This is a genomic window from Bradyrhizobium sp. 1(2017) (assembly GCF_011602485.2).
Classification (GTDB): Bacteria; Pseudomonadota; Alphaproteobacteria; order Rhizobiales; family Xanthobacteraceae; genus Bradyrhizobium.
In genome coordinates this window covers 6,946,479-6,962,544 of the sequence record NZ_CP050022.2, presented here as the reverse complement: position 1 = coordinate 6,962,544, position 16,066 = coordinate 6,946,479, and the positions used below count along the sequence as shown (strand labels likewise).

Sequence of the window (16,066 nt, the reverse complement as noted above, 5' to 3'; positions counted from 1 at the left end):
GACTGTTGAACACAGGTTTCCCACACAATGACTTCGCGCTCCCTTGCAAAGACTGCTGTTGCAAAGACTGCACTCCGCAAGCCCGCCACCCAGAAATCCGCCGCCAAGAAGTCTGTCGCCAAGAAGTCTGTCGCCAAGAAGTCTGTCGCCAAAGCAAAGCCCTCCAAATCTTCGCTCGCAAAGCCCGCGAGCAAGACCGGCAAGCTTCCGGAGTGGAACCTGGCCGATCTCTATTCCGGGATCGATGCACCGGAAGTGGCGCGCGATCTCGAACAGATGGATGCCGATTGCGTCGCGTTCGAGTCCGACTACAAGGGCAAGCTCGCGACAGGGACAGCAAATGAAGATGGCGGAAAATGGCTCGCCGAGGCGGTGCGGCGCTACGAGGCGATCGACGATCTCGCCGGCCGTCTCGCCTCCTATGCCGGCCTCGTCCATGCCGGCGACAGCGTTGATCCCAAGATTTCAAAGTTTTACGGCGACGTCTCCGAGCGCCTGACGGCGGCGTCGACCCATCTTTTGTTCTTCGCGCTCGAGCTCAATCGGATCGATGACGATATTTTGACCCGCGCGCTGCAGGCGCCGGAGCTGGCGCATTACCGTCCGTGGATCGAGGATCTACGCAAGGAGAAGCCGTACCAGCTCGACGACAGGCTCGAGCAGCTCTTCCTGGAGAAGGCGCAGACCGGCTATTCCGCCTTCAATCGGCTGTTCGATCAGACCATCTCGGGCCTGCGCTTCAAGGTCGGCTCCAAGGAACTCGCGATCGAGCCGACGCTCAATCTGTTGCAGGACCGCGACGGTGCCAAGCGCAAGGCCGCCGCGGAGGCGCTGGCCAAGACCTTCAAGGCCAATGAGCGCACTTTCGCGCTGATCACCAACACGCTCGCCAAGGACAAGGACATCTCCGACCGCTGGCGCGGCTTCCAGGATGTCGCGGATTCCCGGCACCTCAACAACCGCGTCGAGCGCGAGGTGGTGGATGCGCTGGTCGCTTCCGTGCGCGCGGCCTATCCGAAGCTGTCGCATCGCTATTACGCGCTGAAGGCGAGGTGGTTCGGCAAGAAGCGGCTGGCCTATTGGGATCGCAACGCGCCGCTGCCCTTTGCCGCGACCGACGTCATCGGCTGGCCCGATGCTCGCAACATGGTGCTGACCGCCTATCGCGGCTTCTCGCCTGAAATGGCCGACATCGCCGAACGCTTCTTCACCGACCGCTGGATCGACGCGCCGGTGCGTCCAGGCAAGGTGCCGGGCGCGTTCTCGCATCCCACCACGCCGTCGGCGCATCCTTACGTGCTGATGAACTACCAGGGCAAGCCGCGCGACGTCATGACGCTCGCGCATGAGCTCGGCCATGGCGTGCATCAGGTGCTGGCGGCGAAGAACGGTGCGCTGATGGCGCCGACGCCCCTGACGCTGGCGGAGACCGCGAGCGTGTTCGGCGAGATGCTGACGTTCCGGCGGCTGCTGGCGCAGACCAAGAGCGCAAAGCAGCGCCAGGCGCTGCTCGCCGGCAAGGTCGAGGACATGATCAACACCGTGGTGCGGCAGATCGCGTTCTACTCGTTCGAGCGCGCGGTCCACACCGAGCGCAAGAACGGCGAGCTCACCGCCGCGCGGCTCGGCGAGATCTGGCTGTCGGTGCAGGGCGAGAGCCTGGGGCCGGCGATCGAGATCAAGGCGGGCTACGAGAGCTACTGGATGTACATCCCGCACTTCATTCATTCGCCGTTCTACGTCTACGCCTATGCCTTCGGCGATTGTCTCGTGAACTCGCTCTATGCGGTCTACGAGCACGCGGCCGAGGGCTTTGCCGGGCGCTATCTCGACATGCTCGCCGCAGGGGGAACCAAGCATTATTCCGAGCTGCTGCGTCCGTTCGGGCTGGACGCCAAGGACCCCAAATTCTGGGACGGGGGCTTGAGCGTCATCGCCGGGATGATCGACGAGCTGGAGGCGATGGGCTGAGGCGGAGCCGGCATTCGACAGGGTCCGTAGGCCGCTCGGTCTTTCGGTGCTGCAGCGACGCATCGCGAGCGTCGACGCGGTGATCGATCACGGCTGAGCGGCGCGGGAGCCGGTTTCCCGGCAATCGGAATTCCAAATGCCCCCATTTGCGGCAAAACCCCGCCCGCGTGCCGTTGCCCTGCCCGAAAGTTTGCGGTATCCCAGCCCAAGAATTCGACTTTCGACTGGGGACATTCCATGGCTGACCATAGCGAAGTGGCGTACACCACCGCCGACGGCAACGACTACGTTGCCCACGAGCAGACCTACGAGGGCTTCATCAAGCTGGTAAAGTACGGCACCGCCGCGGTCGCGCTCATCGTGATCCTGATGGCGATCTTCCTGACCTAAGCCGATCTATCGGCGGCTGCACATACCAGCGGCAGCAGCTGCTCACAATATTTGCATCAAAGCCGGTCACAAAACCGGTAACGAACGCCGCGGGAGTAAACGCTTAGTTTTGCGCGTGCGCCGTCCCGCGCCGCCGGAGGGCCTATGAAGATCGCCGTTGCCAAGGAAATCGATCCGTCGGAGCCGCGCGTTGCCGCTTCGCCCGATACGGTGAAGAAGTTCAAGGCGCTGGGCGCCGAGATCGCGGTCGAACCGGGCGCCGGCCTCAAATCAGGCCTGCCGGATTCCGAATTCACCGCCGTGGGCGCCACCGTCAGTGCCGACGCGCTGAAGGATGCCGATATCGTCATCAAGGTGAAGCGCCCCGAGCCATCCGAGCTTTCGCAGTACAAGCGCGGCGCGCTGGTCATCGCCATCATGGATCCCTATGGCAACGAGGCCGCGCTGAAGACGATCGCCGATGCCGGCGTCTCCGCCTTCGCGATGGAATTGATGCCGCGCATCACGCGCGCCCAGGTGATGGACGTGCTGTCCTCGCAGGCGAACCTCGCCGGCTACCGCGCCGTGATCGAGGGGGCCGAGGCCTTCGGCCGCGCCTTCCCGATGATGATGACCGCGGCCGGCACCGTGCCCGCCGCCAAGGTGTTCGTGATGGGCGTCGGCGTCGCCGGTCTGCAGGCGATCGCGACCGCGCGCCGTCTCGGCGCCGTGGTCACCGCAACCGACGTTCGCCCCGCGACCAAGGAGCAGGTGGAATCGCTCGGTGCGAAATTCCTCGCCGTCGAGGACGAGGAGTTCAAGAACGCGCAGACCGCCGGCGGCTACGCCAAGGAGATGTCGAGGGAATACCAGGCCAAGCAGGCCGCGCTCACCGCCGAGCACATCAAGAAGCAGGACATCGTGATCACCACCGCGCTGATTCCGGGCCGGCCCGCGCCGAAGCTCGTCAGTGCCGAGATGGTCAAGTCGATGAAGCCGGGCTCGGTGCTGGTCGATCTCGCCGTCGAGCGCGGCGGCAATGTCGAGGGTGCCAGGGCCGGCGAGGTCGTCGACCTCGATGGCATCAAGATCGTCGGCTACACCAACGTCGCCGGCCGCGTCGCGGCCTCGGCCTCCAGCCTCTACGCACGCAATCTGTTCTCCTTCATCGAGACCATGGTCGACAAGAAGGAGAAGAAGCTCGCCGTCAACTGGGACGACGAACTCGTCAAGGCCACTGCGCTCACGAAAGACGGCGCCGTCATCCACCCGAACTTCCAGCCGAAGGCTTAAGGAGACCCGCCATGGAGCATGCTGCACAGGTCGTCGACCCCTTCATCTTCCGGCTGTCGATCTTCGTCCTCGCGGTCTTCGTCGGTTATTTCGTGGTGTGGTCGGTGACGCCGGCGCTGCACACGCCGCTGATGAGCGTGACCAACGCGATCTCCTCGGTGATCGTGGTCGGCGCTCTGCTCGCCGGCGGCGTCGCGAATGTCTCGAGCGGTTCGGGCTGGGCCCGCGCCTTCGGCTTCATCGCGCTGATCTTCGCCTGCGTGAACATCTTTGGCGGCTTCCTTGTCACCCAGCGCATGCTGGCGATGTACAAGAAGAAGTCGAAATAAGCGGCCACCTCGGGCTGATGGGATCAATGGGGACCTGAGATGAGCGCCAACCTCTCTGCATTCTTGTATCTCGTGGCGGGGGTGCTGTTCATCCTGTCGCTGCGCGGGCTGTCGAGCCCGGCTTCGTCGCGCCAGGGCAATCTGTTCGGCATGATCGGCATGGCGATCGCGGTCGCCACCACGCTGGCCAACCATCCGCCGGCAGACGGTCTCGCCTGGGTGCTCGTGATCGTCGGCATCGCCATCGGCGGCGGCATCGGCGCGGTGATCGCCCGCCGCGTGCCGATGACCTCGATGCCGGAGCTGGTCGCTGCCTTCCACTCGCTGGTCGGCATGGCCGCGGTGCTGGTCGCTGCCGGCGCGTTCTATGCGCCCGAAGCCTTCGATATCGGCACCCCCGGCAACATCCATCCGCAGAGCCTGGTCGAGATGTCGCTCGGCGTCGCCATCGGCGCGCTGACCTTCACCGGTTCGGTGATCGCGTTCCTGAAGCTGTCGGCGCGTATGAGCGGCGCGCCAATCATCCTGCCGTTCCGCCACGGCATCAACATCGCGCTGGCGCTCGCGCTGGTGTTCTTCATCGTCCGCCTCGTGCTCACCGGCGGCGCGTTCGACTTCTGGATGATCGTCATCCTGGCGCTGGCGCTCGGCGTGCTGATGATCATCCCGATCGGCGGCGCCGACATGCCGGTCGTGATTTCGATGCTGAACTCCTATTCCGGCTGGGCCGCCGCCGGCATCGGCTTCACGCTCGGCAATTCCGCGCTGATCATCACCGGCGCCCTGGTCGGCTCCTCGGGCGCGATCCTGTCCTACATCATGTGCCACGCGATGAACCGGTCCTTCATCTCGGTCATCCTCGGCGGCTTCGGCGGCGAGACCGCTGCCGCCGGCGGCGGTACGGGCGAGCAGAAGCCCGCCAAGCTCGGCTCGGCGGACGATGCGGCCTTCATCATGAAGAACGCCTCCAAGGTCATCATCGTGCCCGGCTACGGCATGGCGGTGGCGCAGGCCCAGCACGCGCTGCGCGAGATGGCCGACATCCTGAAGAAGGAAGGCGTCGAGGTGAAGTACGCCATTCACCCGGTCGCGGGCCGCATGCCCGGCCACATGAACGTGCTCTTGGCCGAGGCCAACGTGCCCTATGACGAGGTGTTCGAGCTCGAGGACATCAACTCCGAATTCGCACAGGCCGACATCGCCTTCGTGATCGGCGCCAACGACGTCACCAACCCGGCCGCCGAAGAGGACAAGACCTCGCCGATCTACGGCATGCCCGTGCTCCAGGTCTGGAAGGCCGGCACCGTGATGTTCATCAAGCGCTCGCTTGCCTCCGGCTATGCCGGCATCGACAATCCGCTGTTCTACCGCGACAACACCATGATGCTGCTCGGCGACGCCAAGAAGGTCACCGAGAACATCGTCAAGGCGATGTAGCGAGAAGGGAAGCGGATCGTGGCCATCAACAAGGAATGGCACCGGTCCCATCGCATGCCACTGAAGGCGACGCGCGAGCAGCGCATCGCATGGCACGCCGCCCACAAGGCGGCGTGCAGCTGCCGCGACATTCCGGCAAGCCTCCGGCCCGAAGTCATCAAATTGCTGCGGAGCCGCCCCAAGCCGTGAGCCGAAAGGCCGGCCGTGTATCATGACCATCGTCAAATGGATCGCCATCCTGCTGGTGACCGTCTATTGCGCCGGTCTCCTCGTGCTGTATGTCCGGCAGCGCGAGATGCTGTTTCCGATCCCGCCCGTCGGTCGCACCGCGCCCGATGCCGCGGGCCTTCCCGAGGCGGAAGAGCATGTCCTGACGACATCGGACGGCGAGAAGGTCATCCTCTGGCACGTGCCGGCGAAGCCCGGCCGTTCCGTGATCCTCTATTTTCCCGGTAACGGCGATTTTCTTGCCGGTCTCGTCAGCCGCTTCAAGGCGATGACCGCTGACGGCACCGGCCTCGTCGCGCTGTCCTATCGCGGCTATGCCGGCTCCAGCGGTGCCCCAAGCGAGCAGGGCCTGCTGCGCGATGCCGCAGCCGCCTATGCGTTCACGACCGCGCGCTATCAGGCGGAACGGATCGTCCCCTGGGGCTTTTCACTCGGGACGGGCGTGGCGGTCGCCGTGGCCTCGCAGCATCGCGTTGGAAAACTCATCCTGGAGGCGCCCTATACGTCGACGGCCGATATTGCGGCTTCATCGTTCTGGTTCGTTCCGGTCCGGCTTCTGATGCGTGATCCGTTTCATTCGGACCAGCGCATCGCGCGCGTCACTGTGCCGCTCCTCGTGATGCATGGCACCAATGATCTTGTCATTCCGATTGCGTTCGGAGAGCGTCTGTTCGCGCTCGCCCATGATCCCAAGCGGTTCGTTCGCATGGCGGGCGGCGGACACGAAGATCTCGATCGTTATGGCGCGATCGAAACGGCGAGGGATTTCATTGGCGGCTGACAGTTTGCTTGCACGTTGCGGTTCCACGCTCGCTGTCCTCTCCTTGACGTTTTTGCCGCAGGACGCGTCTGCGGCCACCGGGCTCGACGGCGCGGCGATGCACTGGCCCCATGCGCTGCCCTTTGCCGGCCTGCTGCTGTCGATCGCACTGGGGCCGCTGCTGTTGCCAAGGATCTGGCATCATCACTACGGCAAGATCGCCGCGGCCTGGTCGCTGCTGGCGCTCATTGCCCTCGTCATCTTTGCCGGGGGCATGGCAACGCTGGCGGCGCTCGTTCACGCCATGCTCGCCGAATATCTCGGCTTCATCGTGCTGCTGTTCTCGCTCTATGTCGTGGCCGGTGGCATCCTCATCACCGGCGACATCAAGGCCACGCCGGCCGTCAATGCCGGCATCCTCGCGCTCGGCACGTTTGGGGCGAGCATCGTCGGCACCACGGGTGCCGCGATGATCCTGATCCGTCCGCTGATCCGCGCCAACCGGCCGCGGCGTCACAACGCCCATGTCATCATCTTCTTCATCATCCTGGTCGCCAATGTCGGCGGCGCGCTGAGCCCGCTCGGCGATCCCCCGCTCTTCGTCGGCTTCCTGCATGGTGTCGACTTCTTCTGGACCACGCGGACCATCTGGCTGCAGACCACGATCGTGGCCGGATTGCTGCTCGCGATCTTCGTCGCCGTCGACGTTTGGCGCTTCCGCAGCGAGCCGCCGCCCGTCGACCCCGGCCGCGGGGAGCCCCCGCGCATCCGCGGCCTCGTCAATCTGGTGCTGATCGCGGCCATCGTCGCGAGCCTTCTCGCCTCCGCGATGTGGAAGCCGGGCATTGCCTTCGACATTCTCGGTACCAAGCTGGAATTGGAGGATGTCGCCCGCAATCTGGCGCTGCTGGCCATCGCGGCCCTGTCGGTGTGGCTGACGCCCGACGAGCACAGGCAGGCCAACGGCTTCACCTGGGAGCCGATCCGCGAGGTCGCAAAGCTGTTCGCGGCCATCTTCGTCGCCATCATCCCGGTCATTGCCATGCTCAATGCCGGACATCACGGCGCCTTTGCCTGGCTGTTGTCGGCGGTGACGGCGCCGGACGGCGCGCCGCGCGAGGTCGCCTATTTCTGGTTCACCGGCCTGATGTCCGCGTTCCTCGACAATGCGCCGACCTATCTGCTGTTCTTCGAGCTCGCCGGCGGCGACCCGCAAGTGCTGATGCATGAGCTCTCGGGCACGCTGGCCTCGATCTCCATGGGGGCCGTCTACATGGGGGCGCTCACCTATATCGGCAATGCGCCGAACTTCATGGTGAGCAGCATCGCCAGCGAGAACGGCATCAAAATGCCGAGCTTCTTCGGCTATCTCCTGCGGGCCGGCGCCGTGCTGATCCCGCTGTTCCTGCTGCTGACGCTGCTGCCGGTGGCGCCGATCCTGCACTGGCATTGAATCTCGCGCCTGATTTGATACTGCTCATTCCAGCAAATGGAATCGGTGGATGAGCGCGCATAATCCGATGCCCCGGTCGGCCTGGATCTTCCCGGCGCTCGCCGTGCTGTTGTTCGCAGCCGTCACCGCGACGGACTACGTGTTCACGCTGTCGCTGGGCGGGCTCGTCTTTGCGGTCGTCCTTCTGGTCATCCTGTTCGGCACGGTGTTCGCGGCGGTTCACCATGCCGAGGTGATCGCGGAACGGGTCGGCGAACCCTACGGCACGCTGGTGCTGACGCTCTCGGTGACCATCATCGAGGTGGCGCTGATCACCACGATCATGCTGGGCGACAAGCCCGCGCCGGCACTGGCGCGCGACACCGTGTTCGCCGTGGTCATGATCGTCTGCAACGGCCTCGTCGGGCTTTGCATCTTCATCGGCGGCCTGCGCTATCGCGAGCAGGGTTTTCAGCTCTCCGGCGCCAACGTCTATCTCAGCGTCCTGTTCGCGCTGGCGACCATCACGTTGGTCATGCCGAACTACACGACCACCACGCCCGGGCCGGTCTATTCGGCGGTTCAGCTCGGTTTCGTCGATGTGGTCACGCTCGCGCTGTACGGGGTGTTTCTCTACACCCAGACCGTCCTGCACAAGGACTATTTCGTTCACGAACGGGCGGGCGGCGGCAGCGGCGAGGCGCATCTGTCCGGCAAGACGTTGGCGCTCAGCGTCGTGCTGCTGCTGATTGCGCTGCTGGCGGTCGTGCTGCTCGCGAAGAAATTCTCGCTGGTGGTCGACGCCGTCGCGGCCAAGATCGGCGCGCCGCCGGCCTTTGCCGGACTGCTGGTCGCGCTCCTGATCCTGATGCCGGAGGGTGTCGCGGCCGTCTCGGCGGCCCGCAAGAACGATCTGCAGAAGAGCATCAACCTTGCGCTTGGCTCCTCGCTCGCGACCATCGGGCTGACCATCCCGGCCGTCGGCGTGGCCACCTACGCGCTCGACAAGGAGCTCGAGCTCGGTCTCAGCGCCCAGGGCAGCGTGCTTTTGCTCCTGACCTTCTTTCTGAGCATGTTGACCTTCGGCACGGGCAGGACCAACGTCCTGTTCGGACTGGTCCATATGGTGGTATTTGCCGTGTACGTGTTCATGGTGTTCGTGCCCTGAAGCGATAGGGGGAGTTCCGATGCTTGCCGCCAGGTCCGAGGTTCAGGTCGACAACGAAGAGGTCCGGGTGACCGAATGGCGGCTTGCGCCCGGCAGCGCCACCGGACATCACACCCACGGCATGGACTATGTGATTGTTCCCGTGGTGGCGGGGGAGATGACCATCGTGGCCCCGAATGGGGAGCGGTCCAATGCGCAGCTTGCGGCCGGCAAATCCTATTTCCGCAAGGCCGGGGTCCAGCATGACGTGCTTAACGAAACCTCAACCGAGATCGTGTTCCTTGAAATCGAGCTGAAACCGTAAGTTGGCGCAATTGTCTGCCATCGATCCGTCGCAGTTGATCCCTCACAATGCCCTAAAGTTCCCGCATCAGATCGCGCGGGGAGTGGCCGAGAAATGCTGAAATACCTCGCTAAAATCTCGATGGATATTTTCCCCTCGGTGCTCGCGACGATCATCGGGGCTTACATCGTTAACCACTACATCAATGCCAAGCCCGCGCCCGATGCCCCTGCGGCCGCGGTAGCGCCTGCCCAGGCTGGCAGCGAGGGCAAGCCGACGGACACTGCCAACCTTCCTGCGCCGGGCGTTAAGGCCAAGGGTGTCTCCGAGAAGAGCATTTCCGAGAAGAGCGCGGCGGACAGGGCCGCGGCCGAGAAGCCTGCCGATCATCATCAGCCTTCCGCCGAGACCAAGGCCGCAGACGTTGCTCCCGCCGAGACCAGCCCACGTGGCCGGCCTCCGGCGCGCGAGAAGGCCGTCGCCAAGTCCGCTCCGGCGGCCACCGCTCCTGCCGCCGCCGCTCCGGTGGTGGAGGCCAACTCCGCGCCGGCTGCAGCAGCCCCTGCCCAAGATGCCAACGATCTCGTGCGCGCCGCGATCGAGCGCCTGCGCAAGTCGCCTGAGGGCAAGGCCGCCGAAGCCAAATCTTCCGACAAGTCTTCCGACATCAAATCCGCCGAGAGACCGGCCGAGCCTGGGTTGCGGGAAGCCGCCCGCACCCCGGAGGCCCCGCGGGTCATCACTGCGGAGCCGTCGACGGTGCGCCCGTTGCCGCCGCCGATCACGGTCTCGACGCCCTCGCCCGAGGCGGCCTTTGGCAATGGCGGCTCGTCGTCGGCCAATCCGCCTTACACGGCTTCGGTCGGCAATGACGACCCGAATCGGGTGACGCCGCCGGCCGACATTCCGGTGCCGGTGATCGCACCGCCCCTCGACCTGCGAGCGGACGCCAGCGTGACCACGCCCGTGCGGCGGCCGAAGACCACTGTCGCCGATGAGATGCTGTCCGGCATGAAGTCGATGTTCCATGCCGTTCTGCCGAAGGGCGCCACCCCCGACTAGAGCGACGTCTGAGCCGCGCTGTCAGCCGCCGACGCGGGCAAGGCCGCTGCGGGCGGCGTCGTCGCGTGGACGCAGCGCGACGGCCTTGGTGTAGGACGCCACTGCCTTTGCCCGGTCGCCCAGCCGCTCGTAGGCCTGTCCGCGGGCCGTCCAGACCTGGGCGTTGTGCGGATCGGCCTCGGAGGCCTCGTCCAGGTCGGCCGCGGCCTCCTTGACCTTGCCGAGCGCGAGATAGCTGGCGGCGCGGCCGAGCAGCGGCTCGACCTTCTGCGGGTTGAGCCCGCTGGCCGCGCTGAAATCGGCGATTGCGAAATCGTGCTGGTTATTGCCCTGATAGATCAAGGCGCGGCCATAGAGCGCCTGCGCGTTGTAGGGATCGAGCCCGATCGCGCGATTGAACTCGTCGAGCGCAGCTGCGGTCGCGCCCGACTTCGCCAGGGACTGGGCCTTTGCTGCATGGGCCTGGGCTTCGCTGACATTGCCGGCACTGACCGCGCTGGTGTCAGCGGTCGCCGTCGCCTTCGGCGCCTCCTGAGGCTTCTCCTTCTCCGGCATCAGCGATCCCAGATCGAAGGAGCAACTGCACAGTGCAGTCCCCATCAAAACCAGCGCGAACGGCCGCTGCCAGATCTGGCGTAGCCGCGCCAAGCCGCGCTCGGGAAAAGGGGAGGCCATCTACGCTTCGCTCGCGCTAGAGCATCCGGAACGTGACAGCGGCGCCAGAGCGCAATGACGCTTCAATCCAATCATCGCGCCCGAGTGCCGCATCCGTGGTGCCCCGTCCCGGACGGCACCGCCCGCAAAACAATAACGCGGGCCAGGGGCCCGCGTCATCGAGAACTGAAGTCTTGCTAAATGCGGTCGATCTCAGCGCGGTCCGCGCGGACCTGCACCGGGGCCGCCACGGCCACCGCGATCACCGCCGGGACCGGCGCCGAACACCGGCTTGGGCTTCATCGGCAACAGGCCTTCGCGCTGAAGCTTCTTGCGGGCCAGCTTGCGTGCGCGGCGCACGGCTTCGGCCTTTTCACGGGCCTTCTTCTCGGAGGGCTTCTCGTAATGACCGCGGAGCTTCATCTCGCGGAAAATTCCCTCGCGCTGCATCTTCTTCTTCAGCGCCTTGAGGGCTTGGTCGACATTGTTATCGCGAACGAGAACCTGCACGCGGCATCCTCTTCAGGTGGATCGGATTTGAATTCTGGTAAGTCAAAGGGGATGGCGAAACGCGCAAGCCCTTAACCTTGAGCGCGCGGATGTATCAGACAAAACCCTGGATGTCCACCGGCCAAGCGAGGTTTTGGGCCAAGTTCGGCCATTAAATGCGGCGAAAATACCCCCGTGCGGTCGCAATTTGGGTGATTTGACGCCAAAAGGCCGGCCGTTTTCCGGAAGTTGATCCGGAGCTGAAATCAGGGGAGACGCCACATGGACATGAAAAAATACGCAGCCGAAGCCATCGGCACCTTTTGGCTCACATTCGCAGGTTGCGGCAGCGCGGTGATCGCAGCCGGTTTCCCCCAGGTCGGCATCGGCCTGGTCGGTGTTTCCCTCGCATTCGGCCTGAGCGTCGTCACCATGGCCTATGCGATCGGGCACGTCTCGGGTTGCCACCTCAATCCGGCCGTCACCGTCGGTCTTGCCGCCGGTGGCCGCTTTCCGGCCGGCCAGATCCTGCCCTACGTCATCGCCCAGGTCGCCGGCGCGATCGTGGGTGCGTGGCTGCTCTATGTCATCGCGAGCGGGGCGCCGGGATTCGACGTCACCAAGGGCTTCGCGTCCAATGGCTATGACGCGCATTCGCCCGGCCAATACAGCATGATGGTGTGCTTCCTCACCGAGGTGGTGATGACCATGATGTTCCTGTTCATCATCATGGGCGCCACCCATGGCCGTGCGCCTGCGGGCTTCGCGCCGCTTGCGATCGGGCTCGCGCTGGTGATGATCCACCTGGTCAGCATTCCCGTCACCAACACCTCGGTGAACCCGGCGCGCAGCACCGGTCCCGCGCTGTTCGTCGGCGGCTGGGCGACGGCGCAGCTCTGGCTGTTCTGGGTCGCACCGCTGATCGGTGGTGCGCTGGGCGGGGTGATCTATCGCTGGCTCAGCGAGGAGCCCACAGGCGTCGTCGCGGGCGCGAAGACGGCGTAGCGTTTCGAGCGAAGCGGGATCGCGGCGGCTGCGGTCCCCTCACTTGCTCCCGGTCGGCCTGACTTCGGTGACATGGCCCATCTTGCGGCCGGGGCGCGGCGTGCCCTTGCCGTAGATGTGCACCGTGGCGCCGGGGACGGTCAGCCACTTGCCGTAGTCGTTGATCTCATCGCCGATCAAATTGGTCATGGTGACGACATCACCGTGGCGCACGGGCTTGCCGAGCGGCCAGCCGGCGATGGCGCGGATATGCTGCTCGAATTGCGAGACCGAGGCGCCGTCCAGCGTCCAGTGTCCGGAATTGTGCACGCGCGGGGCGATCTCGTTGACCAGCACCTTCGGCCCGGTGCCGTTGGCGAGCACGAACATCTCGACGGCGAGCACGCCGACATAGTCGAGCGCGCTCGCGATCTTGCCCGCGATGCTGCGCGCGTCCTCGTCAAGCGAATCGGGGATCTGCGCGGGTGCGCGCGATATCTTCAGGATGTGGTCGCGGTGCTCGTTCTCGGTGACGTCGAAGCACTCGACCTGGCCCGCGGCCGAGCGTGCGGCGATCACCGAAATCTCGCGCTCATAGGGCACGAAGGCTTCCAGGATCGCCGATTTGGTGGCGAGGCTGGTCCACACCTTGGCGATGTCGTCGCCCTCGCGGATGATGGCCTGGCCCTTGCCGTCATAGCCGAAGCGGCGGGTTTTCAGCACGGCCGGAAGGCCGATCCTGACGATCGCCTCGCGCAACGACGCGACCGACGTCACGTCCGCATAGGCGGCGGTGCCGATGCCGAGCTTCGTCACAAAATCCTTTTCGGCGAGCCGGTCCTGGGTGGTCTCGAGGATCTTGCGGTTGGGCAGCACAGGGCGGCGCGCATCCAGCACCATCGCGGCGGCCGCCGGCACGTTCTCGAATTCGTAGGTGATGACGTCGACGTCATTGGCGAACAGCTCGAGCGCCTCGACATCGGCATATTCGGCGCAGGTCGCGTTCAAGACCACGTCGAAGGCCGGCGAATCCGGATCGGGCGAGAACACCTGGCAGCGCAGCCCGAGCCGCGCCGCGGCCATCGCCAGCATCCGGCCGAGTTGTCCGCCGCCGAGGATTCCGATGGTGTCACCGGGCTTCAGCGTCACCTGCTTGGCGTCGCTCACGCCTTGTCCTCCGGACGTTCAGCAACCGCCTCGGTCTGCGCCTTGCGCCAGGCGGCAAGCCGATTCGACAGCGCGGGGTCGGACAGCGCCAGCACGGACGCTGCCAGCAGCGCCGCGTTGGTGGCGCCGGCCTTGCCGATGGCGAGGGTGCCGACCGGGATGCCTGCGGGCATCTGGACGATCGAATACAGCGAATCGAGCCCCTTGAGGGTCTTCGATTCGACGGGCACGCCGAACACCGGCAGTTCCGTCAGCGCCGCCGCCATGCCTGGCAGATGCGCGGCGCCGCCGGCGCCGGCGATGATGACCTTGTAACCGGCCGCCTTGGCGCCCTTGGCGAAGGCGAACAGGCGGTCGGGGGTGCGGTGGGCCGAAACGATGCGGGTGTCGGCGGCAACGCCGAGCGCGGCAAGCGTATCGGCGGCATGCCGCATCGTGTCCCAGTCCGACTGGCTTCCCATGATGATGGCGATCGGCGCGGTCATGACGTCAATTGTGCTCGGAAAACAGAAAGATAGGCCAGATTAACGGTTCCGGCCGGTGGCTCGCAAGGCGGTGGCAAGGAGAAGGGAATGCACTATCCTGTCTTGGTGAATCCCCGCAAGCCTTCATTGAGCAGGATGCCCATGAAGAAACCAAAAAGGGCGCGTGCTGCGAAGGCCAAAATGGGCCGGAAGACCAGCGCCAGGCGTCCCGAAGCCGGCCCCAAGCGTCCCGCCAGGCCGCGGCAGCGCCGTACGCCGGCCGATGGCGCGACCGACACGCTCAAGGCGACGATCCGCGGCTTGCGGAGCAAGCTGAAGGCGGCAGAGCGGCGGGTCGCGGAACTCGAGGCGGCCGCCGACACCGATTTCCTGCTCGAGATTCCGAACCGGCGCGGTTTCGAGCGCGAGCTCAGCCGCGCCATCGCCTACATGAAGCGCTACCGCGCCAGCGGCGCGCTGATCGTGCTCGACGTCGATCGGCTGAAGCCGATCAACGATTCCTTTGGACATGCCGCCGGCGACGAGGTGCTCAAGGCGATTGCTGCGACGCTGATGCGGCAGGTCCGCGCCTCGGACGTGGTCGGCCGTCTTGGCGGCGACGAGTTCGCGCTGCTGCTGTGGAATCTCAGCGAGACCGATGCCAAGGCGAAAGCCGCCATCTTCGAGCAGGCCATCGACGACTTGTCTTTCACCTTTCGGGACCACCGGGTGACGGCGGGCGCCTCCGCCGGCGTCGCGCTGCTGGGAGCGCAGTCCGACGCGGGTCGCGCCCTGGAGGAGGCCGATGCCGCCATGTATGTGCGCAAGGCGCACCGGCGGCACGAGCCGCGGATCAGGCTGGTTGGCGACTGAACCTACAGCGTGGCGAGATCGTCCGGCACGTTGCCGAATTTGCGCAGCAGCGTGGCGTCGCCGAACTCGCCAGTCATGGGATCGCCGCTGCGGCTGAACGCCACCGCGCCGATGTTGCCCGCGCCGCGCGACAAGATCTCGGCGCGCCGCAACGCGGCCGTCGAGCTCTGGCACTCCTCGGCGGTGCCCGCGACAGGCGAGCCATCTGCATCGATCAGAAAAGGCATTGCAACGTAATAGGTCACATCGGACATGGCGTTGCTCCGGGTGGGGGTATGATCCGGCTTTCCGGATCATGGTCAAACGGCAACCTCAGCGCGATTTGCGTTTGAGAGCTCAGGCGGCGCTGCTCTTGCTCCGCATCTTGCTGTGCGAGGTCTCCGGAATGCAGCCGGCCGATATCGCCGCCTGCAACTCCTCCAGTTCGGCTTCCAGATATTCGTTGGCCATGATCAGCGCCTTGATGGTGCTGCGCAGATTGCCGTCGCACATCGCGATAGCCTGATCGCAGGCTTGTTCATAATGGCTGTTGTCGAGAAGGGCGGTGGCTGACATCTGCGTTGTCCTTCTGGCTTGTATCGGTGGTTGCCCGTTGGCGCTTCCGCTGGCGTTTTTCTGGGCGCCGGGATGTCACGAATGTTCCTATTTTGTTCTTTTCGAGTCAAGCGGATTCGGATGTGGCGAGCCGCCGCGAAAGACTTGGCTCAGGCAATGATGTCGGGCGTGATCTGGTCTTCGATGAACGCGATGCGATCGCGCAACAACAGCTTGCGCTTCTTCAGCCGCTGTAACCGCAATAGGTCGGGGGCTGGCGATTGATGCAGTGCATCGATCGCCGCATCGAGATCTCGGTGTTCCTGCTGCAACCGGGTGAGCTCCGTTTCGAGCTCACGCTCGTCTTCATTGGTCATGTCTGCGGTGGCCGAAAACCGGTAGGCGTGAGATCTGGGCTGTGGATGCCCTGTGGAAATTATCGTCCTTGTGCGGCGTGACCGCAAGCGATCTGCGGTTCTCGTCCGCCGGTCTCCCGCAACATATTTCTGCGGGTCGCCGCGGCGCTCCGCAAGCGCATTGATATCATGGATTTTTCCCGAGCGGTTCCG

General features: G+C 65.0%; 20 protein-coding genes. 13 read left to right on the top strand and 7 right to left on the bottom strand.

Annotation, left to right across the window (positions count from 1 at the left end; genetic code table 11):
* The first annotated feature begins 27 nt into the window (after window positions 1-27).
* From HAP40_RS33045 to HAP40_RS32995, 11 genes are all read left to right on the top strand, one after another.
* Complete coding sequence (locus tag HAP40_RS33045; RefSeq protein ID WP_166813380.1) at window positions 28-1,971, top strand: M3 family oligoendopeptidase; 1,944 nt, start codon at window positions 28-30, stop codon at window positions 1,969-1,971.
* Window positions 1,972-2,208: 237 nt separating this feature from the next.
* Complete coding sequence (locus HAP40_RS33040; protein ID WP_166813382.1) at window positions 2,209-2,361, top strand: aa3-type cytochrome c oxidase subunit IV; 153 nt, start codon at window positions 2,209-2,211, stop codon at window positions 2,359-2,361.
* A 144-nt stretch (window positions 2,362-2,505) separates the two neighbouring features.
* Window positions 2,506-3,633, top strand: coding sequence for a Re/Si-specific NAD(P)(+) transhydrogenase subunit alpha (locus tag HAP40_RS33035; protein WP_166813384.1), 1,128 nt, complete (start codon window positions 2,506-2,508; stop codon window positions 3,631-3,633).
* An 11-nt stretch (window positions 3,634-3,644) separates the two neighbouring features.
* Window positions 3,645-3,962, top strand: coding sequence for a proton-translocating transhydrogenase family protein (locus tag HAP40_RS33030; RefSeq protein WP_166813386.1), 318 nt, complete (start codon window positions 3,645-3,647; stop codon window positions 3,960-3,962).
* A 39-nt stretch (window positions 3,963-4,001) separates the two neighbouring features.
* Complete coding sequence (locus tag HAP40_RS33025; protein WP_166813388.1) at window positions 4,002-5,399, top strand: NAD(P)(+) transhydrogenase (Re/Si-specific) subunit beta; 1,398 nt, start codon at window positions 4,002-4,004, stop codon at window positions 5,397-5,399.
* Window positions 5,400-5,417: 18 nt separating this feature from the next.
* Window positions 5,418-5,588 carry a hypothetical protein gene (locus tag HAP40_RS33020; protein WP_166813390.1) on the top strand — a complete coding sequence of 57 codons (171 nt, stop codon included), beginning with the start codon at window positions 5,418-5,420 and terminating at the stop codon, window positions 5,586-5,588.
* Between the two features lie 22 nt (window positions 5,589-5,610).
* Window positions 5,611-6,408, top strand: coding sequence for an alpha/beta hydrolase (locus HAP40_RS33015; RefSeq protein WP_166813392.1), 798 nt, complete (start codon window positions 5,611-5,613; stop codon window positions 6,406-6,408).
* A gap of 97 nt (window positions 6,409-6,505) precedes the next feature.
* Window positions 6,506-7,840: a sodium:proton antiporter gene (locus HAP40_RS33010; protein ID WP_208024916.1), complete on the top strand. Its 1,335-nt coding sequence runs from the start codon at window positions 6,506-6,508 to the stop codon at window positions 7,838-7,840.
* Window positions 7,841-7,889: 49 nt separating this feature from the next.
* Entirely contained in the window at window positions 7,890-8,987 is a 1,098-nt protein-coding gene (locus tag HAP40_RS33005) for a calcium:proton antiporter (protein ID WP_166813394.1), read from the top strand.
* A 19-nt stretch (window positions 8,988-9,006) separates the two neighbouring features.
* Window positions 9,007-9,291 carry a cupin domain-containing protein gene (locus HAP40_RS33000; RefSeq protein ID WP_166813396.1) on the top strand — a complete coding sequence of 95 codons (285 nt, stop codon included), beginning with the start codon at window positions 9,007-9,009 and terminating at the stop codon, window positions 9,289-9,291.
* A gap of 93 nt (window positions 9,292-9,384) precedes the next feature.
* On the top strand, window positions 9,385-10,332 hold the full coding sequence (locus HAP40_RS32995; RefSeq protein ID WP_166813397.1) for a hypothetical protein: 948 nt from the start codon (window positions 9,385-9,387) through the stop codon (window positions 10,330-10,332).
* Between the two features lie 21 nt (window positions 10,333-10,353).
* Here the strand turns inward: HAP40_RS32995 and HAP40_RS32990 are convergent, their stop codons facing one another.
* Together HAP40_RS32990 and rpsU are read right to left on the bottom strand one after the other, a co-directional pair.
* Complete coding sequence (locus HAP40_RS32990) at window positions 10,354-11,007, bottom strand: tetratricopeptide repeat protein (RefSeq protein ID WP_166813398.1); 654 nt, start codon at window positions 11,005-11,007, stop codon at window positions 10,354-10,356.
* Window positions 11,008-11,199: 192 nt separating this feature from the next.
* Window positions 11,200-11,496 carry a 30S ribosomal protein S21 gene (gene rpsU, locus HAP40_RS32985; RefSeq protein ID WP_008546194.1) on the bottom strand — a complete coding sequence of 99 codons (297 nt, stop codon included), beginning with the start codon at window positions 11,494-11,496 and terminating at the stop codon, window positions 11,200-11,202.
* Window positions 11,497-11,757: 261 nt separating this feature from the next.
* Between rpsU and aqpZ the strand changes: the two genes are divergently transcribed.
* Entirely contained in the window at window positions 11,758-12,480 is a 723-nt protein-coding gene (aqpZ, locus tag HAP40_RS32980) for an aquaporin Z (RefSeq protein WP_166813399.1), read from the top strand.
* A gap of 39 nt (window positions 12,481-12,519) precedes the next feature.
* Here aqpZ and HAP40_RS32975 read toward each other — a convergent pair whose 3' ends face one another.
* Window positions 12,520-13,626, bottom strand: coding sequence for a 5-(carboxyamino)imidazole ribonucleotide synthase (locus tag HAP40_RS32975; protein WP_166813400.1), 1,107 nt, complete (start codon window positions 13,624-13,626; stop codon window positions 12,520-12,522).
* Window positions 13,623-14,111: a 5-(carboxyamino)imidazole ribonucleotide mutase gene (purE, locus tag HAP40_RS32970; protein ID WP_166813402.1), complete on the bottom strand. Its 489-nt coding sequence runs from the start codon at window positions 14,109-14,111 to the stop codon at window positions 13,623-13,625. Before purE ends, HAP40_RS32975 begins: the two co-directional genes overlap by 4 nt.
* A 141-nt stretch (window positions 14,112-14,252) precedes the next feature.
* Between purE and HAP40_RS32965 the strand changes: the two genes are divergently transcribed.
* On the top strand, window positions 14,253-14,963 hold the full coding sequence (locus tag HAP40_RS32965; protein WP_166813404.1) for a GGDEF domain-containing protein: 711 nt from the start codon (window positions 14,253-14,255) through the stop codon (window positions 14,961-14,963).
* A gap of 2 nt (window positions 14,964-14,965) precedes the next feature.
* On the opposite strand, the gene HAP40_RS32960 is transcribed toward HAP40_RS32965, so the two are convergent.
* The 3 genes from HAP40_RS32960 to HAP40_RS32950 form a co-directional block, all read right to left on the bottom strand.
* Window positions 14,966-15,217 carry a hypothetical protein gene (locus HAP40_RS32960; protein ID WP_166813406.1) on the bottom strand — a complete coding sequence of 84 codons (252 nt, stop codon included), beginning with the start codon at window positions 15,215-15,217 and terminating at the stop codon, window positions 14,966-14,968.
* Window positions 15,218-15,299: 82 nt separating this feature from the next.
* The gene (locus HAP40_RS32955) at window positions 15,300-15,518 is read right to left on the bottom strand and encodes a hypothetical protein (RefSeq protein WP_166813408.1); all 219 of its coding nucleotides are present in this window, start codon (window positions 15,516-15,518) and stop codon (window positions 15,300-15,302) included.
* A 149-nt stretch (window positions 15,519-15,667) separates the two neighbouring features.
* Window positions 15,668-15,874 carry a YdcH family protein gene (locus HAP40_RS32950; protein WP_148771963.1) on the bottom strand — a complete coding sequence of 69 codons (207 nt, stop codon included), beginning with the start codon at window positions 15,872-15,874 and terminating at the stop codon, window positions 15,668-15,670.
* Window positions 15,875-16,066: the final 192 nt, after the last annotated feature.